The sequence below is a fragment of the Klebsiella sp. RHBSTW-00484 genome (assembly GCF_013705725.1).
In the GTDB taxonomy this organism is placed as follows: Bacteria; Pseudomonadota; Gammaproteobacteria; order Enterobacterales; family Enterobacteriaceae; genus Klebsiella.
Map to the genome: position 1 here is coordinate 4,503,496 of NZ_CP055481.1, position 20,377 is coordinate 4,523,872.

Here is a 20,377-nt window from a genome sequence, read left to right on the forward strand (position 1 = left end):
TGCTTAAAGGCGGCAAGTGAGTGAGTCCCCAGGAGCATAGATAACTATGTGACTGGGGGGAATGTGCGTAGCCAACACATAAGCAACTTGAAGTATGACGGGTATATATACCCTAAATAATTCGAGTTGCTTAAAGGCGGCAAGTGAGTGAGTCCCCAGGAGCATAGATAACTATGTGACTGGGGGGAATGAGCGTAGCCAACACATAAGCAACTTGAAGTATGACGGGTATATCACTGTACCGATAATGAGGTTATAGAGTTATGAGTACGTCAAAGAATAAAATGGGCGTGGTTCAGCTCACTATTCTGACCGCCGTCAATATGATGGGGTCAGGGATTATTATGCTGCCAACGAAACTGGCGGAAGTCGGCACGATCTCTATCGTGTCATGGTTGGTGACGGCCGTCGGTTCAATGGCGCTGGCTTATGCCTTCGCCAAATGCGGCATGTTCAGCCGTAAAGCGGGAGGCATGGGCGGATACGCGGAATACTCCTTCGGTAAATCCGGCAACTTTATGGCCAACTACACCTACGGCGTCTCGCTGCTGATCGCCAACGTCGCGATTGCGATTTCCGCCGTCGGCTACGGTACCGAGCTGATGGGGGTGAGCCTCTCACCCTTTGCGATTTGCCTGGCGACGATCGCCGTGCTGTGGATTTGCACCGTCGCTAACTTTGGCGGCGCGAAAATCACTGGCCAGATCAGCGGCGTCACCGTATGGGGCGTGATTATCCCGGTTGTCGGCCTGTCCATTATCGGCTGGTACTGGTTTAGTCCGGAAATGTATGTTGCAGCCTGGAACCCGCATCATATCCCGACCTTCGGCGCGGTTGGTTCTTCTATCGCCATGACGCTGTGGGCGTTCCTTGGCCTGGAGTCCGCCTGTGCGAATACCGATGTCGTGGAAAACCCTGAGCGTAACGTTCCTATCGCGGTTCTCGGCGGCACCCTCGGCGCAGCCGTTATCTATATTGTTTCCACGAACGTTATTGCCGGTATCGTGCCGAACCTGGACCTGGCAAACTCCAGCGCGCCGTTTGGCCTGGCGTTTGCGCATATGTTCAATCCGACCGTGGGTAAAGTCATCATGGCATTGATGGTGATGTCCTGCTGCGGCTCTCTGCTGGGCTGGCAGTTCACCATTGCCCAGGTATTTAAGTCCTCTTCTGATGCGGGTTATTTCCCGAAAGTGTTCTCCAAAGTGACCCGAACCGAAGCGCCGGTGAAAGGCATGCTGGTTATCGTGGTGATTCAGACCGTCCTGTCGCTGATGACCATTAGCCCGTCGTTAAATAAGCAGTTTAACGTGCTGGTAGACCTGGCCGTGGTGACCAATATTATCCCGTATATTCTTTCCATGGCCGCGCTGGTGATTATTCAGAAAGTCGCGAAAGTCGAATCCGGCAAAGCGCGTATTGCGAATATCATTGCCTTTATCGGCGCGCTATACAGCTTTTATGCCCTGTACTCTTCCGGCGATGAAGCGATGATGTACGGCGCGATCGTCACCTTTATTGGCTGGACCCTGTACGGCTTTATTTCTCCGAAATTTGAAATGAATAACGCTGCTTAATTCTCTCTCGCCGGGGTATGCCCCGGCCCGCTCATTTTTAAGGATTAAGATATGGCTCTATGGCAGGCAACGTTTATTTTTGAAAAACGCGAATACGATGATGAGTTCTATGCGCTGGATAAGCAAATTGAGCAGGCGACGCTGCAATCAACAGGCTATCTGGGAATGGAGAGTTTTCGCAGCGCCGATGGTAAACGCCTGATCAATAACTATTACTGGTCAGAGAGAGAAGGCATGGATGCGAGCATTAACGACGCTCACCATTTGCAGGCCAAACAGAAAAGCGCCCAGTGGATCGCCGGGTATCAGGTGATTATCGCGCAAATTGAATCAACCCATAACCACCTGCTTGAGCACCCGCTGCAATCCTTTTCCCATCGTTAACTGGCGGTTGGCGATTCATCGGCAAATTTGTGACCGGGGCAAGGGTTAGGCATGACAACCATCGCCCATTCCCCGGAATATGCTACTTTTAGGACGCCTGACAGAGATCGGGCCGCCGAACAGAGGGCCGGAACATGAGCGCCTCACCCGTAGCGTAAAAGGAATGCCGACGATGACCTACAAATTAGTTACGCAGATTGTGCACAATGACGTCTTAAGAAATAGCTTTATTGACCTGGCGATAAAAACTTTCGATCTCTCCTTTAAAGAGTGGTATCGCAAGGGATACTGGAGCGACGCCTATATTCCCTATGCTTTGGTGAGCAACAATAAAGTGATTGCCAACGCCTCCGCCAACATTATTGACCTGGTCTGGCAAGGTGAACCCCGGCGCTATATTCAAATCGGTACCGTGATGACCGATGTCGATCACCGTAATAAAGGTCTGGCCGGGCAGTTAGTTAATCAGATTCTGACTGACTGGCAGGATAAAGCCGAGGCATTTTTCCTGTTCGCCAACCCGACAACCGTTGATTTTTATCCGAAATTTGGCTTCGAGCGCACCGATGAACATCAGTATATTATGCCGGTGATGCCCGCTGCGGGCGATTTTCGCAAACTGGATATGGACCAACCGGAAGACGTGGCGCTATTGCAGCAGTACTATCAAAAATCGAATCCGTTCTCACAGTTGCGGATAGAGGATAACTTCGGTTTATTGATGTTCTACTGCTCCGCCTTTATGAAGCACTTTGTCTATTACTCAGAGAAAAATCAGGCCATCGCCATTGCGATGCAAAACGGCCCGGCGCTGATCTGCTTTGATATTTTCTGCGATAGTGGATGCTCTCTTTCGACCATTATTAATCAGCTTGCTGACAAAAATACCTACCAGGCGATTCTCGGCTTTACGCCGAAAGAGAATCGGGTTGGCGAATACGAAACAATTGAAGGAGAAGATATTTTGTTTATCTACGGACAAAAAGAAAATATCTTCAAAGAGAATAAACTGATGTTCCCGCTGTTATCCCACGCCTGAGCCCTTGCCACAGCAGCAGTCATCCGGGGATGGCTGCTGCTCTTCCCTTATCTGCTTCGACGAAACATATCGATTTCATTGCGACTAGCTACAAATTATAGCGACTGGCATATGATAATGAAAATCGTTATCATCAGAAACAAATAATTACATCTGGCATTAGATTTTAATTAAAACATCACAATAAGAGCCAGAATGCGCTAACAACGGCGCGATCGCCCGTTAGCCGTGAGCACTGTCATCAATTTACCTTATGGATAAAGGAGAGATGACACATGGGCACGCATACCGCCGCTCAACAACACGTTTTAGCCGACCAGCCAGAACAGGCTGAGTCAGAATACTTTTCAGGGATCCCCGCCCTTCTCGTCGGCCTGTGCTGCCTGCTTCCGCTCAGCGCAATTGCCGCAGAAACTGAAGAGCAGGAGAAAAAACGCGCAGAGAACAGCTATCAGGATCAAGAGTTAATGATCGTCACCGGCGAGAAAACCGCCCGCTCGTTGCTCGATACCGGCTCCAGCGTTGAAGTGTTCGATAGCCGACGCATCGACAGCATGCCGGGAGCCGAAACGGTTTCTGACCTGATGCGCATGACCGCCAACACCGTCGATATCGGCATCGGTAACGATCTGCCCACCGTGCGCGGGGTGGATGGTTCCGGGCCCAGCACCGGGGCCGGGGCGTTTCTTAGCGGTACCCGCCCGCGCCTGGGGCTTTCTCTCGATGGCCGTTCTCTGACCTATAACGAGCAGGCTTACGGCCCGCAATCGCTGTGGGATATGGAGCGTGTGGAGATTTTCCGTGGGCCACAGAGCTATATTCAGGGACGCAACGCCATCGCGGGGGCCATCGTGATGACCTCGAAAGACCCGGATTTTGGTTGGGAGAGCGCCTTCAAAGGCGGTGCGGGTAATCAGCATTCTTCTCAGCTTGCGGCGATGGTCAACGCCCCGCTGATTGAAGAACAGCTGGCCTTGCGCGCCAGCGTCGATCGCCAGCGGCGGCGCAGCGATATCGATTTACCGGCTTACGATCCGGTTGGCGACCCGAGCGAGGTACAAACCACTAACGCCCGTGCCAAACTGCTGTTTAACCCGGCAGGTCTGCGCAATCTCACGACCAAGCTCACCTTCAACCACTCTGATAGCGGAGCGCCACAAAACGAAAGTCTTAACCCAATGCCGCACCCAACCAACCCCCGCCACGACTGGCGACGGGCGGTGTTTAAAAGCAACGTCAATAGCGGTATCTGGGATCTTGCCTGGGAAGGCGATGACGGCCTGCGGCTGGAAAACCGCTTTATTTACACTGGATTCCACATTAACCGCTACGTCGCCGACGGCCTGCCAAAAGCCAAAATCGATGGTACTGAAGTGCACGTCGAACCCGTCGTGCACTTCGGCAATAGCGACAGCCGCCTGCGGGGCTTTGCCGGATTACGCTATTTCGACGCCTCGCAGGATGAGTCAGTCTATATCTTTGGCGGTTCCACCTTCACCGATGACACCCGCACCAGTTCCGCCTACGGCGAGCTGACCTGGGCCGTCACGCCGCAAGTGGATATTACAACCTCCACCCGCCTGGAGCGCGAACATCGTAAACGCCTCGGCGGCAGCCAAAGCGTGCGCATTGATTTTGACGAAACCTACAACGTCTTTTTACCGAAACTGGACGTCGCCTGGAAACCGGAGGCCAATCAGACCTGGGGGGCACGCGTCGCGCGCGGTTATAACGCCGGGGGCGCTGGGATCACGCTGAGCGCGCCAATCACCAGCTACACCTATGACTCGGAATACGTCTGGAACTATGAGCTTTATACTCGCCACGCCCTGAACGATGGCAACGTAGTCTTAACCGGCAACCTTTTCTACAACGACTACAAAGATATGCAGCTCCCCTATTACCTCGCCGCCAACTCTACGGTGATCCGTAATGCCGATAAGGTTGAAACCTGGGGCGCAGAGATGGGAGCCACCTGGACACCGCGTTGGGATCTGGAGCTTTCCAGCAATATCGGTTTACTGAAAACCAAAATTGCCGAATTCCCCGGCAGCGGCGTTGAAGGTCATGAATTAGCTCGTGCCCCGGCGTATACCGCCAACGTCGGCGCAGCCTGGCAGGTCGCCAGCGGCTGGGAGCTGAGCGGCAACGTCGCCTTCTCCGACTCCTACTACTCCGCCTACGACAACGACTCACGCGGTCGTATTGGTTCTTACTGGTCAGCGAACGCCCAGCTGGCTTACACCTTTATGTACGGTCGGGCGACGCTGTTCGCGCAAAACCTGTTTGATTCCGATCGCAAGGTGATGGTCAGCGGCAACGACGCTTATACCGCGATTCAACAGCGCTCTCGCCTGGTCGGTGCCGCCGTGGAATTACGCTTTTAACGAACACCTTAACTGGAGATAACAGGATGTCTGGGATCCACTTTCGTTTATTTACCGCCTTGCTGATGGCAACGGCGACATTCGCTCAGGCGCAGGAGACGCTTATCAAGCCGGAAGATATTCATCGCGCCGCCGTCGCGCCAGCGGTGGTTGAGCTGGCCTGGAGCGCAAAACAAAATGCGCTATTTGTCAGCTCGCCGGACTGGAAAGATGAAAAGAAATCGACCGTCCTGCGCCTTGACCCGCAAACCCTGGCAAAGCAGGCCGCCATCCCGATGGATGTCAAAGGCTTTGGGGTCGCGCTGGATGACGAGCATAACCGCCTGTATCTGACTGAAGGCTTCAACGGCAGCGTAGGGATAGTCGATACCGCCGCCAACCGCAGCCTCGGGTCGATAAAATTACAGGATGAGGTCAATATCGAATCCGCCTGGCGTAAAGCGGGCATGAGCGGCGAACGCCTCGATTTTATGCTCGCCGAGCTTAAACGTTTCAAAATCAGCGAAGGCCATCTGTATAAAGTGCGCGAAGCGCGATTCGATGCGCAAACCGGACGCCTGTTCCTGCCGGGCCTCGGCTACGGCGTGGATAGCGTACTGTTCGTCGTCGATACCCGCAGCGGCAAGCTGGAGAAAACGCTTCCCGGCTTCGGTTTCTATGCTGTCGGTATCGCGCTGGATGAAAAAGGACGCCGTGTGTTCGTCTCGAACATGCAGGGTCAGTTGATGACCGTCAATGCCGATACTCTGGAGATCGCTGGCAAGCACGAGATCCAGGCCGATCAGTTGCTGAACCTGGTATATGACCGGAAAAACGATCGGATTCTCGGCGTTGACCAGGGGATCGATCGCGATAAATACCGTAACTATCACCTGAAAGAGGCGTACACCCGCCGCAGCAGCGGGCATCGCCTGTTCGCCCTGAATGCGCAGGACGGCAAACTACTGACCAGCGTCGAGACCCAGGAAGTACCGATTTCACTGCTGCTGGATGAAGAAGCTGGACGGGTTTATGTGACCAATCGCGGCGGCGTGCGGGTGGAAAAAGGCGCGGGCTCGCTTTCCGTCTTTGATAGTAAAACGCTGGCTCATCTGCAAACCCTTCCGCTGCTTCCACACCCAAACAGCCTGGCGCTGGATAGCAAAGCGCACGCGCTGTTTGTCACCGTGAAAAACGACGGTGCGGCGGCAAAAGCCAATACCGAAGAAAGCGTAGCGCGAATTCCGCTGCGTTGATCCCTTCTGTGGCCCGGCTTGCTGTCGGGCCTTTTATTGCGCCACCAGCCACTGTTCAAATACCTGTAGCGCCGCTTCATTGATCCCGTTTGCCAGCGGCTTCACCAGACAGAAGCGCTTCCTCAGGCTGCTGGCTATCGGCCACGGAGCAACCAGTAACCCATTTTCCAGTTCTTTTTCGATATAAACATGCGGCACCAGCGCAACGCCCTGTCCGGCCAGCGCGGCGGCAATCGCCATTTCATGCAGATCGTAACGTACACCCTGCGCCGGATTATCCAGCGCGATGGCGCACTCTTCAGCGTAGCGAGGCCAGGCGTCGGGGTTCTGCCGTCGATGAATGCGCGGTAGTTCATTCAGCAGGCTGGCGATATCCCCTCTCATCAGTAACGCGGGATGGCATACCGGAACCAGTCGTTCCTCAAACAGAAATTGCATACGCATTCCGGCCCACGCCGGGTGTTCAAAGTGAACCGCCGCATCAAAACCGCTGCCGGTGATGATAAACGGATCGGTTCTGACCGCGATATTCAATGTGATATCAGGATTTTTTTGCTGAAAGTCCCCTAAACGAGGGATCAGCCAGCGGCTGGCAAATGTCGGCGGCGCGGCAATCTCCAGACTTCGGCTGCCGTTCGCTGCGCCCATCAGATACTGGGTATCTCGTTCAAGCCGCTCCAGAGTTTCGCGCACATGGTGCGCATAGCGCGCACCGTTCGGGTTCAGCCGCACCCGGCTTCCCGTCCGTTCAAAAAGCTGGCAGTTCAACAGAGACTCCAGCCGGGCAATTTGTCGACTGATAGCCCCTTCGGTGAGCGACAGCTCGAGCGCCGCGCGGGCAAAATTGCCGTGCCGGGCCGCAGCCTCAAAGGCCTGAAGAGAAGCGCTACTGGGGAGTTTCTTTCGCATTCTGGCAATCTCGGCTTTTCGGTTTTATACCCGTCATACTTCAAGCTGCTTATGTGTTGGCTGCGCTCGCTCACCCCGGTCACATAGTTATCTATGCTCCCGGGAACTCACTCCCTTGCCGCCTTTAAGCAACTCGAATTATTTAGGGTATAGTGACTAAATATCATTGAGCAGTGAAAGAATATCGCTTCCGACCGCTAAATACAGAACGTAGCATGATCAAACGTCACTCTATTGATTTTTTTATCCTGCAAAAGGTATTTATGCACAATCCCTCATTTATTTCCCGTCAGATTGGCGATTTTCTGGTTACCGCCCTTAGCGATGGCAGCATGGCCGCCAGCCTGGCGCTGCTGTCCGGTATAGATAGCCATGACGCCGGGGAAATCCAGCGCTCCGCGGGCATAACCGACCCCGGTAATATCGACATTAATGGTTATCTTATCCGTGGGAGAGGACGAACCATTTTGGTGGATGCCGGTACGGGAGGACTGAATAATGCGGGCGGCGTATTGCTGGAAAGTCTGCAGGCCGCAGGCGTCGCGACGAAAGATATTGATACCGTGCTGTTGACCCACGCGCACCCGGATCATATCGGCGGCCTGCTGGATGCGAGCGGGGCGCCAGTCTATCCCAACGCCCGACTGCATCTTCACCCTCTGGAAGCCGAATACTGGCAGGATGACTGCATGCTAAAACGGGCCAATGAACGGGGGCAGCGTAACTTCGCCCTCGCCCGCCGCACGCTTGACGCCTGGGCGCACAACCTCAGTTTTCTGGATAATCGTGAAGTGGTCGAGGGTATTCGTCCGCTCTGGCTACCCGGCCATACCCCCGGGCACAGCGGATTTCGCATCGATTCGGCTCATCAAAGCCTGCTGATTTGGGGCGATATCGTCCATTTTCCACATATTCAGGCCGCACAACCCGCAGTCGCTATTGCTTTCGATTGCGATCCTTCACAAGCGCAAATGACGCGAGAGAAGATCTTTGCTCAGGCCGCAAGCGAAAACCTGCTGATTGCCGGTATGCATCTGGGGCCCGCTGGGTTTGCCCGCATCGTGCCGTCTTTGAGGGGATATCGTATCGCATACTCTGCCCCCCAATAATGGGGGATTTTTTACCTTTCTCCACTCACTTTTTCTTACTGACGAAATATTTTTTTCAGCTGGCGAAAGATTGACCTTACTCGCGTTTATTTTACAGTGAAAATATAAAATATGATTTCATTTTAAATGAAGTTTGGTTTTGTTTTTCCATAAAATATGACATTAAGGAAAATCCATGCGCAATAGCTTCAAACCTTCACGCTGTATGCTGGCACTCACCCTCGCTCTGGCCGGGGTGGCAAGCGGCTGTAATGACAACAGCGGCGCGAATGATAACCACCAGGATGCGCCCGCTTCCGCGCCGCAGAATGTGATGGTTCCGATACTTTCTGCCGATGAAAACAGCCTGGTGCTGGTCTGGGAAAAACCGGAGTCAGAGACGGAGCAGGTCGTGGACTACGTTATCTATCGTGACGGCGAGCGGCTGGGTAGCGCAAGAGACAATCAGAACCACTATTCCCCGGCAAAGCCCTATATCGATAACTTTTACCAGCGCGTTGCCAGCGACGGCTGGCAGCAGCAAATCGACCTGCGTACTTATACCGTCGGCGGCCTGAAGCCGGATACGGAATATGAATTTACGGTACGCGCGGTCTATGCCGAGGGTAAAGAATCCCCGGATAGCGCCGTAATTAAAGCGCGAACCAGCAAAACGCCGCACATCATAGAGGCCAAAACGTTCGGAGCAAAGGACGATGGCACGACGCTAAACACCCAGGCGTTGCAGCAGGCGATTGATAGCTGCACCGTCGCGCAATATCCGCAGGGCTGCAAAGTGGTGATTTCCGGCGGCGAATTCAAAACCGGCGCCCTCTTCCTGCATAGTGACATGACGCTGGAGATTGTCGCAGGAACCACGCTCCTCGGTTCGGAAGATCCGGCTCAATATCCGCTGGAAAAAGGCTATTACCTCTATCCCTACAGCGATCATCCGCAGCCTCGTCGCCCGCCATCATTAATTAACGTGCTGGAAAGCAACGATAAAGGCGAATCCCCTGCCGGAACGTTTCGCAATATTCGCATTGTCGGTAAAGGCACTATTGACGGCAACGGCTGGACCCGGGGCGTAAAAAACGGCGGCGAGGCGACGATTACCGATGAACTGGGTAACGAGTTGCCGCAGTACCGCGCGAGCAATGCTAAAAAAGTCAGCACGGACGGCATTCTGGCAAAAAATCAGACCGAGGAAGCCATCGGCGAAGGTGTTGAAAGCAATAGCGCCTATAAAAACCGCCGTTCCAGCCTGATGACCCTGCGCGGCGTGCAAAATCTCTACCTTGCCGGACTCACCATTCGTAACCCCGCCTTCCACGGCGTGATGGCGCTTGAGTCGGAAAACATTACCCTTAACGGGCTGATCCACCAGACTTTTGATGGCAATAATGCCGACGGCGTTGAGTTCGGCAATAGTCAAAACGCTTTAGTCTTCAATAACTTTTTCGATACCGGAGATGATTGCGTCAACTTTGCCGCCGGGTTTGGTAAAGGGGCGGAAACCTTCCATCAAAAACCACAGAGCGGGGCCTGGATCTTTAATAACTATTTCCGCAAAGGCCACGGTGCCGTGGTGACCGGCAGCCATACCGGGGCATGGATCGAGAAAGTTCGCGCCGAGGATAACGTGATGTATATGACCGATGTCGGCCTGCGTATGAAGAGTCGCCCCTACTATGGCGGCGGCGTGCGCGAGGTACTGTTCCGCAATAACGCGATGCAGGATATCGCTAAAGAACCGTTTGTTTTTACGATTAAATACAGCGCGGATGTGAATGATACGACGCCAGCCGATGAGCCCGCTCAGTTCCGCGATGTTCAGGTACAGAACATCACCGTTGACGGTACTTCGGCGAAAAACAGCATTCTGGTGGATGGGATGACCATCGCCGAAATGGCGGAGTCATTTGGGTTAACTTACTCTCGCGATGCTTATCACCAGAATTTGCGTTTTTCCAACGTCAAATTCCGCAATACCAAAGCCACCAGTATCTCTTTCCTCCACGACAGTCAGTTTGATGAAGTGACGTTCGCCAACACTCCGCAGGCCTGGGAATTCTTCGCGGTAAATGACGTCACGCTCGCCGATAGCCTTCATCAGCAGACCATCACCAGCGGGGAGAATGACAAAGTGACTCTGGAAGGGGCAACGAAGTAATATCGTTCCCGGCGGCGCGAGTCGTCGGGGATTTATACCCGTCATACTTCAAGTTGCTTGTGCGTTGGCTTTCCTCGCTCACACCAGTCACTTACTGATGTAAGCTCCTGGGGATTCACTGCGTCGCCGCCTTCCTGCAACTCGAATTATTTTGGGTATATAAATTTAAAGCTGACTTATATTTGTTGAGATTGACGCCAGTCGTTAATCATTTCTTTGGTCACCTCTTTTTTGTAGCAAACGGGCGCATAGCCTCCTGCTTTGCTCCAGGCACTGCGCCTGCCGCAGGAACTGCCGTTTCTGGCCCGATTAAACGGACAGGCGCAAACCCCGGGATAAGAGGCAATTGAGTCATCAATAATTTGCTGCTTAACCTGATCATCGGTTAATTGCGTTGATTTAGCGACGGCGATATCCGACATAAAAATACATACCGACACCAGCACGGCGATACCCAGTCGCTTAACGTCCATGGTAATTTCTCTGAGGGAAGGTGAATACTTAAACTACGCGGCGGAAAGCAAGATAGTGTTGATCTTTCTCAATGGAGTTAAATATCTATTTGAAACGGATTGTTGACGATACTTCCTGCTTATGAAGCGTACAAACAAATTTATTTTATGAATCATTATTGAGACAGAGAACCAAATTAATTGATTAGACTAAAGCCCTGACTTTTCAGCCAGGGCTTTGTCGGCAGTCTGAGCCTATAAGAAAAAGGCCAGACCCACAGGATAAATAGAAATTAATCACGCTAGAAAATCACGAAAACTCCGCTATAGCCTCGATTTCCAACAGCGCATCCTTGGCGATACGCCTGACTTCTACAGAAGCTCTGGCAGGTTTATGGGCACCAAGATAATCAGCATATACCGTGTTGAAACCACTAAAGTCATCCCAGTTTGCGAGGTATACGGTTGTTTTAACGATGTTATCCAGTGTTAAGCCAGAAGAATTGAGTATAGAGACAAGATTTTTCATTGTCTGGGTTGTTTGTTCAGATATGTCGCTACCCACAACATTACCTGTTGCAGGGTCAAAAGGAACCTGCCCTGAGATAAATAAAAAATTACCGCTTCTGACCGCATGTGAATAGGCACCACAAGGTGCCGGGCTCTGTATATCGTTAATAAATTCCATTATATATTCCTTGAATGCTAAAATGCGGGATGACTAATATTATTTTTCATCGATTGAATGAAGCACAATTCTGGCATCAACAATATCAATCCCCTTCTCGGTCGCGAATATAGGATTCAGATCGACCTCAGCAACATCAGCAAGCTCCGCCACCATCCAGGAGAGTCGGGATACCGCACTGGTGATAGCGGAAATATTCACACCTTGCTGACCACGAACGCCCTCCAGCAATGGATAGCCTTTTATTTCACGGATCATACGCTCTGCTTCTGGGGCATTTACCGGGGCAACACGGAAGGCAACATCTTTCAGCACTTCCACAAAAATCCCCCCTAAACCAAACATAATGGTTGGGCCAAAAGTCACATCATAACTGCTACCAATAATACATTCCACGCCGCCAGCCAGCATTGGCGTCACCATTACACCGTAGATTTCAGCACGCGGATCGTAACGTTTGGCATTAGCAATCAGCGTATCAAAAGCGGCACGCGCTTTTTCCGGTGAATCGATGTTGAGAAGCACACCACCCGCATCAGTTTTATGAAGAATTTCCGGCGAGACGATCTTCATCACCGCTTTACCGCTTGCGATTTCCTGGAACATTCTGGCTGCTTCATCAGAATTTTTTGCCAGCCAGTGCTGCGGAAGCGCAAAGCCATAGGCCCGTAAAACATCACGCGCCTCCGTTTCAACCAGGTTAACGCGACCTTGCGAACGGGCTTTATCAAAAATCGGCTGTACAATAGCAAGGCGATCTTCCGGTAGCGCTGGTGGAACGGCGGCCAGTTCTTCGCGAATTTTATCCTGTTTATCGGCATACCCCAGCAGTGCTCCCATTGCACGCATAGTGGCGTCAATCGAACCGTAAACAGGGAAACCATTTTCAGCGATATACTTCAGACTCTCAGGCTGCTGCGGTTGATAGATAGAGTGCATAACGACAGGTTTGTCGCAAGCAGCAACCCTCTTCACCAGGCTTTTTGCAACATCTATCTCCAGTTGCCGAAACTCTTCAGAAAGATCGGCATAACCACCGTATAAGCCAACGATGACCAGACCATCAACATCAGGGTCAGCCAGCAATACTTCGGCGCAGCGGTCGAAAACCCACATGTCGCCTTCAGGTGTACCGGCAAGATCAACCGGATTTTTGATCGGGCAATGAGGCTTGAGGATGGCGCGAATTTTTGTTTGTGTCTCTTCGGATAACACGCAGGCATCAAGATTAAAGCGTTCCGCCATATCGGTCGCCATGACGCCGTGGCCGCCGCCATCGGTGAGGATAGCAATACGATTGCCTTTCGCCGGTTTGCAACGAGCAAAGGCTTCCGCAACATCTAATAACTCGTTTGGACTATCAAGCCGGATAACCCCCGCCTGGTTTAACGCGGCATCAAAAACTTGTTCGCTGCCAGCTAGTGAGCCTGTATGAGAAACTGCGGCACGGGCACCAGCTTCACTTCGCCCAATCTTAATAGCCAGAACAGGTTTGCGCAGCGTCGCCTGGCGGGCTTTCTCCAGGAAGGAACGCCCATCATCAATGGAACCAACGCGTAATCCTTCCATATACATCATCACAACGCGAGTCGCTTCATCCTGCCCCAGATACTCTACGAAGTCGGCAAAACGCAGATCAATCTGATTACCAATGGTCGCCCAACAGCTATAGCCTAGGCCACGGGTTTTGGCATTAAAGTTCACATCAATACCGAAGTTGCCGCTTTGCAGCACCAGTCCCATATGCCCTTTATCCAGGTCGATGATGCTGGCATTCAAATTGATTACTGAGCTGAATAAGCCCATGCAGTTTGGCCCCATAATTCGCATTCCGCTTTTGCTGGCTATCGCCAACATTTTCTGCTCAAGCGCTTTCCCTTCTTCATCCACTTCGCCAAAGCCTGTTGCAACAACAATCGCGGCCTTAACCCCCTTCATTACGCACTCTTCAATAACGGGTAAGATTGCTTTAGGGGCAACGCTAATGATTGCCAGGTCAACATCACCAGGAACATCAGAAATCGAGGGCCAGGTTTTATGACCCAGAATAGATCCCACAGGTGACTTAGAGACCAAGTAAAGTTCCCCCTGAAAGTTGTTATCAATCAGGCTTTTTGTCGTCCAGTAACCATATTTCGTTGTATTAGAAGATGCGCCAATGAGGGCAACGCTTTTCGGCTGAAAAAGAGCGGTCAAATCTGACATGGCTTAATCCTTAAAAAAGTACAATTAGCAATTAACAACGCCAATAGCGACGTCGGGGCAAACAATTCGGCAAATGTTGCATTTAATGCATTTTTCCGGAGCCGACTGAACCACAAATGCGTAACCTTGCGCATTGAGGTTTTCTCCGACGGATAATGTTTTACTCGGACAGATGGAAATACACATGCCACATGATTTACAGCGCTCACTGAGGATCTGCAGGGTTCTGGTATCATTACTCATACACGGCCTCCTGGTCGGCTATTTCGAGGCCTTTATTTAAAGCAGCAATATTGATTTCAAGCAGCGCAGGTTTTTTCTTACCAAGAATCTCTTCAATGGCGGAAATTATTGATGCAGGCTTCAGCATTTTAGTTTTGCCGATAATAGCACCGAGAAAAATAATGTTCGCCACGCGAATATCGCCAATCTCTTGCGCCAACGCTGATGCCGGTATAGCTATCTGCTTAACGCCATGTCTTTCAGATTGTGTTTCAATTAAAGAACTATTTATAAATAACTTCCCGCCCGGCTTCATTCCTTCGACAGCGTTTTGGTATACGCTTTCGCTTAGCGCTACCCCAATATCTGCATCCGACTCTACGATAGGACTTCCGATAACCTCATCAGACAGAACAACATAGCCCGTTGAATCTCCACCGCGCTGTTCAATGCCGTAGGTTTGAGTCATGACAACCTGTTTTTCATCTTTAATACAGGCAAGACAGATTAGCTTTGCAATCATGCCGGCCCCCTGTCCACCGGACCCGGAAAAGGCGCACTTATATTTCATCGTGTTGCTCCCACTTTTAGGTTCATTTATTTTTTTACATTTAAACAACATTTATCCAGTGAAGAGAGGGGCAAGCATTCTGCCCTCCCCAAAAAGGAATTCATCTCCTGCCCATATCGCCATGAAATGGATACCCAGCCCCTGCCATTACGCAGTCTCTCTTCAACATCGAGATATCGAAACCATTCTGGTATGCCTCATTCAGCCACATTGCGACTAACCCATTAACAAATCTCAGTTATATCAAAACCGCCAAATACCGTATTAAGTTACGACGTTCCGTTTTATTTATACTCCTCCGCACTTTTGACAATGTCAAGAGACGATACTTTTGGTTGAGATAAATATCTCGTTAAAAATTTCACTGGCTTACTACGGCAGAAAATCCATGAAACCCACGCCAATTGTGAATAAAATGTTTAAATAACTATCCTAAAAAAATTATTCACAGAATTAAATTCACTCTTTATTCACATATTCAAAACCCTGACTCCCTTCAATATCGCGACTTATGCGTGTCATCACAAAAACCACATTAATCATATTGACAACCTCAGTGCCGGAAGAGCTAAATAATCTCACCGTAACTCATTTCGGAACTCCGTAACTCATAATGGCATGAGGATAAAAAATTAACTGTATAAGCAGGGACCGATTCAACCTGGTGGCGGTAAAAATTGCAGTTCGTGGTTAATTCTTGTCGGGGACGAACAAGAATGGCGGCGGGCTTCTGAGTACTCTTGTTTAAAACTGAAAGAAGCTAAAAGGAAAAATTATGAGCTTTAAAAGAATGTTTTACGCTGTAGAAACTCATGCTGGCGAACCTATGCGCGTAGTGACCGGCGGGGTACCTCATATTCCAGGTAACACCGTTTATGAGCAGATGCAGTGGCTGAAAAAAATGATGACCAGATCCGCAAACTGATGCTGCGCGAACCCCGCGGTTACCCGCCGCTGTGCTGTAACCTGATTGTGCCGCCGAAGCATCCTGATGCAGCCATGGGCTACATTATTATGGAACAGGTTGAATACCCGGTTATGAGCGGCGGTAATACCATTTCTGTCGCTACGGTTTTGCTGGAAACGGGCATGCTACCAATGCAAGAGCCGGTCACCGAGTTCATGCTGGAAGCGCCTGCCGGATTAATCGGCATCCGAGCTGAATGCCACAATGGCAAAGTCACTAACGTCACGTTCAAAAACGTCCCGGCTTTCGCTGCTCATCTGGATGCCGTTATTGATGTACCAGAGCTGGGTAAAGTCACTGTTGATGTTGCCTGGGGTGGCATGTTCTATGTCATCGCAGATGTTCGCCAGTTCGACTGGATCAAGCTGGTTCCTGATCAAGGCGCTGAAATTGCACGCGTATCTTCTTTAATACTGAGAGCCGCCCAGGATCAATTGCCTGTCGAGCACCCAGACTATCCAGGCGTCGGTATTACCATTTCTCAGCTATCTGGCCCTGCAGATAACCCAGATTCAGACTGGAAAAATGCGGTTACTGTAGCCAGCGGAGACGTCGATTTTGCCAATCCGGCAACCTGGACCGGCGCTATTGACCGCTGCCCATGCGGAACTGGCACCTGCGCCAAAATGGCCGTACTGCATGCGAAAGGCAAGCTGGGATTGAATCAGGCATTCCGCCACGAAGGTATCCTGGGGAACGTCTTCACCGGCCACCTTGTTGAAGAAGTACAGATCGGCAAATACAAAGGCGTCGTTCCAACCGTAGGCGGGCAGGCCTGGATTTATGGATACAGCACCTATGTTCTTGACCCAACAGATCCGTTCACTGAAGGTTTTACCGTCGGAGATATTTGGGCCTAATCCTCGCTAAGTCACAAAAATCGTTACTTATTAATAGACTCTCACCTCTCGTGTAGAGAGGTGAGTTGTCAGGGTTTCCTTTTTCGCCTGGGGGCATTTTTATCGTGAGCTATTTATTTATCGCCGGGATAAGTTTTGAAAAAGGTCAGGCCAAATAACGTAACCATGAGGTTATTTATAATGAACACCGGTCAACATTCGGGCATCAATTTTGAAGATGCGCCGCTATCCCCAGTCCATAAAAAAGTCGCTACGGGCGTATTTCTGGGGCAAGTCACTGATGGTTTTACGCTTAGTATTGTCGGAACAGGTATTGGTTATGCCACGAAGTCTTTAAACCTCACTGATTTCTGGGTGGGGTTAATCAGCGCAGGGGCTTTTATCGGGATTCTGTTTGGCAGCCTTTGTATTGGACCGATAACGGACAAAATAGGAAGAAAACTGCTTTTCAGCGTAACCATGTTGATATTCGCAGTTCTGTCCGTACTACAATTTTTTATCTCCGACCCTTTATTACTCACCATTGTACGTCTGGCAATAGGGGTAACTATCGGTATTGACTACACCGTTAGCGCAGCGCTTCTGACCGAATGGACACCTAAGCGCTCGCGAGCCCGCATGCTAAGCTCGTTATTAATCTTCTGGATCGTTGGATTTGCCGTTGCTTACGCCGCTGACCTGATTGTTATCGGTATGCCTCACCTGGGTGAAGATAGCTGGCGCTGGATCATGTGTTCATCTGCCATCCCGGGAGCTCTTGCTTTTATATGGCGCGCCAGCACAGGCATTCCTGAATCCCCAAGCTGGCTGGCAAGAAAAGGCCGTAAAGAAGAGGCATTGGCATTAATTCATAATCATTTAGGTACTCAGTATTGCCTGCCCCAAGATGAACAGGGTATTTCAACCGAAAAAGGAGCTACATCCGTTTCCTGGTTCACGCTATTTGGCCCGGAATTACGTCATAAAACGTTAGTCGGTGGAATTTTCTACGCCTGCCAGGTTTTTCCTTTCTTTGGCATTGGGATATTCCTACCTCTGGTACTGGCAAATCTGAATATTGAAAACCCACATGCGCCGGGCATTCTTTATAACGTTAGCATGGTTATTGGTGTGGTATTTGGCGTCTGGCTTGTTGATAAAATTTCACGCAGATCTTATCTGATGTGGACATTTTATATTTCAGCCGTGATTCTGACGATTATCGCACTTTGGCACGGTATGCCTCCTCTGCTCCTGGTAATCATGCTGTCTGCTTTCGCACTGGTACTTTCCTGCGCGGCGGTACTGGAAAATACCTATCCACCTGAACTTTTCCCTACAGAACTTCGCGGCTCAGGCGTTGGTTTTTCTATCGCCGTAAGCCGTCTTGGTGCTGCAGCAGGGACATTCTTACTCCCCGTAATTAATACAAATTACGGTATTTATGCCTCTCTGGGGAGTTGTGTCGTCGTTCTCTGGTTTGGCACGTTTGTTTGCCAATTTTGGGCACCAGAAACATCTGTACATTTTCAAAAAGCCCCAGAAGGGAGTAGCAGCGGAGTAACAGAAAAAGTCCATCCCTAATTGTGGAAAGCTAATTATCAACAGCAAATATGCAATGTGAGATTTTATTGTGAATCGCTCCGCCAATAATGGCGGAGCAAATAATGAATAAAATGTGAGACAACAGGATGAGCGAAACATTATTTTTAAAAAATACTGAAACATTTGCCGAAAGCATGCTCCGATGCGGAGTTCGTTGCCACTTTGCCTATCCTATTACTCCGGCAACAGATGCCATGAAGTATTCAGCATGGCGTCAACCGCAAAAAAATGGCCGCATGGTGCAGATGGAGAGTGAACTGGCCGTGGCGAATGCGCTGGCGGGCTATGCGTGCACCGGTAAACTGGGCGCAACAACGACCTCCGGACCAGGGATGACGTTGATGCAAGAGACGCTCTCCTTTATGGCCGCAGGTGAACTCCCCGCGTTGTTCCTTGATGCTATGCGCGTGGGGCCGGGGGACGGCGATATTCTTGGCGCGCAAAGTAACTACTTCCAGGCAACCCGAGGAGGGGGTCACGGTGATTACAGAGTTATCGTACTCGCCCCATCCAGCGGTCAGGAAATCGCCGATCTTATGCCGCATGCGGTAAAACTTGCCTACACCTGGCGAACCCCGATCTTGTTTGTCGTCGATGGCGTGACCTGCCAAATGACGGAATCAACGACCTTCCAGGATGAACACGATTACAGCGCCGAATTTGATACGTCGAGTTGGGCTATAACAGGTACAAAAGATCACACCAAACGGTTCCTGCTTACCGGTAGTTATAACCATGAGCAGGGATACGACATGAACGAACGACTGCGGCATAAATACGAAAAAATCAAAACGCAGGAACAACTCTGGCAACAGGAAGAGGTGGAAGACGCTGAAGTGCTGGTTGCTGCTTTCGGCATTCACGGGCGCATGTCAAAAGACCTCGTCTCTTCTCTGCGCGCAGAAGGGAAAAAAGTGGGCTATATCCGCCCAATTACCTTATGGCCTTTCCCTGATAAAGCCTTTGAATCACTGCCCTCCTCAGTCAAATCGATCCTCGTTGTTGAGATGAACCATGGTCAGATGGTGGAAGACGTTCGTCTTGCCGTTAACGGGAAAGTTCCGGTCCATTTCCTGGGTAAGACTGGCGGAAATTTCCCGATGTGTACGCTCGCGGACATGACGCGTGAAGTGAACAAATTACTTGATGGAGAATAAAATGCAGTCACTAAAAGACATTTATGGCCAGACCCTCAAGTTTGACGAAAACTTCAGTTTTTGTCCCGGCTGCGGGCATGGCATTGTGACCCGCCTGGTAGCAGAAACCATCGAACACTTCGGAATCAGAGAGAAAACAATAGCTGTTGCCGGGATAGGCTGCGGTGGTTTCTCTCATCATTATCTGGATATCGATGCAATTGAAGCCATGCATGGCAGAGCCCCTGCCGTCGCCATCGGTTATCAAATGGCTATGCCTGATAATATTGTTTACACCTATCAAGGCGATGGTGATATGAGCAGTATTGGACTTGCCGAACTTTTACATGCCGCAAACCGGGGGGTTCCTATCACCTGCATCATGGTGAATAACTCACTTTATGGGATGACCGGGGGGCAGATGTCCCCAGCAACCCTTCCAGGACAAATCACCACAACCACACCAAAAGGACGCGATCCGTCAATTCACGGTAATCCGCTACTGGTGCCGGAAATGATGCGCGCAATGAAAGGCGTAGCGTATCTGGCAAGGGAAACCGTTGCTGATTTTCAGGGGATAATGAAAGCAGAACAAAGCATACGCAATGCTTTTGAATGTCAAATCAAAGGATTAGGGTTCTCCTTCGTTGAAGTCATCGTTCCGTGTCCCACAGGGTTAAAAATGACGGCCACGGACGCCTATGCATGGTCAGCAAAGAATGCTCTGGAGTGCTTTACTCCGCAGGTCTTTAAAAATTGCCTCGAACAACAAAAAATACCTGTTGCATAAGCATTAAACGCACATAGCTCATTTTGGAGAAAGTCGCATAATGCGCTAACGTGTTGTTCCGCTTCAGCGTCGTGAAAACGACGCTGAATTCATTCATAATCAATTGCTAA

General features: G+C 50.6%; 16 protein-coding genes and 1 pseudogene. 11 read left to right on the forward strand and 6 right to left on the reverse strand.

What is annotated here, in order from left to right; translation table 11 throughout:
- The first annotated feature begins 263 nt into the window (after nucleotides 1-263).
- From potE to HV213_RS21260, 5 genes are all read left to right on the forward strand, one after another.
- A complete protein-coding gene (gene potE / locus HV213_RS21240) occupies nucleotides 264-1,577 on the forward strand; it encodes a putrescine-ornithine antiporter (RefSeq protein ID WP_181483208.1) in 1,314 nt (437 codons plus the stop codon).
- A 51-nt stretch (nucleotides 1,578-1,628) separates the two neighbouring features.
- Nucleotides 1,629-1,961: a hypothetical protein gene (locus HV213_RS21245; RefSeq protein WP_181483209.1), complete on the forward strand. Its 333-nt coding sequence runs from the start codon at nucleotides 1,629-1,631 to the stop codon at nucleotides 1,959-1,961.
- A 172-nt stretch (nucleotides 1,962-2,133) separates the two neighbouring features.
- Entirely contained in the window at nucleotides 2,134-3,000 is an 867-nt protein-coding gene (locus HV213_RS21250) for a GNAT family N-acetyltransferase (protein ID WP_181483210.1), read from the forward strand.
- Between the two features lie 275 nt (nucleotides 3,001-3,275).
- On the forward strand, nucleotides 3,276-5,387 hold the full coding sequence (locus HV213_RS21255; protein ID WP_181483211.1) for a TonB-dependent receptor: 2,112 nt from the start codon (nucleotides 3,276-3,278) through the stop codon (nucleotides 5,385-5,387).
- A 26-nt stretch (nucleotides 5,388-5,413) separates the two neighbouring features.
- Entirely contained in the window at nucleotides 5,414-6,622 is a 1,209-nt protein-coding gene (locus tag HV213_RS21260; RefSeq protein ID WP_181483212.1) for a YncE family protein, read from the forward strand.
- Between the two features lie 33 nt (nucleotides 6,623-6,655).
- On the opposite strand, the gene HV213_RS21265 is transcribed toward HV213_RS21260, so the two are convergent.
- The gene (locus HV213_RS21265; protein WP_181483213.1) at nucleotides 6,656-7,531 is read right to left on the reverse strand and encodes a LysR substrate-binding domain-containing protein; all 876 of its coding nucleotides are present in this window, start codon (nucleotides 7,529-7,531) and stop codon (nucleotides 6,656-6,658) included.
- Nucleotides 7,532-7,794: 263 nt separating this feature from the next.
- Between HV213_RS21265 and HV213_RS21270 the strand changes: the two genes are divergently transcribed.
- A complete protein-coding gene (locus tag HV213_RS21270) occupies nucleotides 7,795-8,640 on the forward strand; it encodes an MBL fold metallo-hydrolase (protein ID WP_181486474.1) in 846 nt (281 codons plus the stop codon).
- A gap of 175 nt (nucleotides 8,641-8,815) precedes the next feature.
- Nucleotides 8,816-10,792 carry a glycosyl hydrolase family 28 protein gene (locus HV213_RS21275; RefSeq protein WP_181483214.1) on the forward strand — a complete coding sequence of 659 codons (1,977 nt, stop codon included), beginning with the start codon at nucleotides 8,816-8,818 and terminating at the stop codon, nucleotides 10,790-10,792.
- Between the two features lie 176 nt (nucleotides 10,793-10,968).
- Here HV213_RS21275 and HV213_RS21280 read toward each other — a convergent pair whose 3' ends face one another.
- From HV213_RS21280 to HV213_RS21300, 5 genes are all read right to left on the reverse strand, one after another.
- Complete coding sequence (locus tag HV213_RS21280) at nucleotides 10,969-11,265, reverse strand: hypothetical protein (RefSeq protein WP_181483215.1); 297 nt, start codon at nucleotides 11,263-11,265, stop codon at nucleotides 10,969-10,971.
- Between the two features lie 289 nt (nucleotides 11,266-11,554).
- A complete protein-coding gene (locus tag HV213_RS21285; RefSeq protein WP_112216399.1) occupies nucleotides 11,555-11,932 on the reverse strand; it encodes a Rid family detoxifying hydrolase in 378 nt (125 codons plus the stop codon).
- 39 nt (nucleotides 11,933-11,971) lie between these two features.
- Entirely contained in the window at nucleotides 11,972-14,137 is a 2,166-nt protein-coding gene (locus HV213_RS21290) for an acetate--CoA ligase family protein (protein ID WP_181483216.1), read from the reverse strand.
- A 24-nt stretch (nucleotides 14,138-14,161) separates the two neighbouring features.
- Nucleotides 14,162-14,380 (reverse strand): 4Fe-4S binding protein, encoded by a 219-nt coding sequence (locus tag HV213_RS33790; protein WP_181483217.1) that lies wholly within the window; start codon nucleotides 14,378-14,380, stop codon nucleotides 14,162-14,164.
- Complete coding sequence (locus HV213_RS21300; protein WP_197975046.1) at nucleotides 14,373-14,882, reverse strand: 2-oxoacid:acceptor oxidoreductase family protein; 510 nt, start codon at nucleotides 14,880-14,882, stop codon at nucleotides 14,373-14,375. Before HV213_RS21300 ends, HV213_RS33790 begins: the two co-directional genes overlap by 8 nt.
- Nucleotides 14,883-15,756: 874 nt before the next feature.
- Between HV213_RS21300 and HV213_RS21305 the strand changes: the two are divergent.
- From HV213_RS21305 to HV213_RS21320, 4 genes and pseudogenes are all read left to right on the forward strand, one after another.
- Nucleotides 15,757-16,757, forward strand: a pseudogene (locus HV213_RS21305) (proline racemase family protein).
- Nucleotides 16,758-16,937: 180 nt separating this feature from the next.
- Nucleotides 16,938-18,320, forward strand: a complete 1,383-nt coding sequence (locus HV213_RS21310; RefSeq protein WP_197975049.1) for an MFS transporter — start codon at nucleotides 16,938-16,940, stop codon at nucleotides 18,318-18,320.
- A 155-nt stretch (nucleotides 18,321-18,475) separates the two neighbouring features.
- Nucleotides 18,476-19,498, forward strand: a complete 1,023-nt coding sequence (locus tag HV213_RS21315) for a 3-methyl-2-oxobutanoate dehydrogenase subunit beta (protein ID WP_197975050.1) — start codon at nucleotides 18,476-18,478, stop codon at nucleotides 19,496-19,498.
- A 1-nt stretch (nucleotide 19,499) separates the two neighbouring features.
- Entirely contained in the window at nucleotides 19,500-20,267 is a 768-nt protein-coding gene (locus HV213_RS21320; protein WP_181483220.1) for a thiamine pyrophosphate-dependent enzyme, read from the forward strand.
- Nucleotides 20,268-20,377 lie beyond the last annotated feature (110 nt).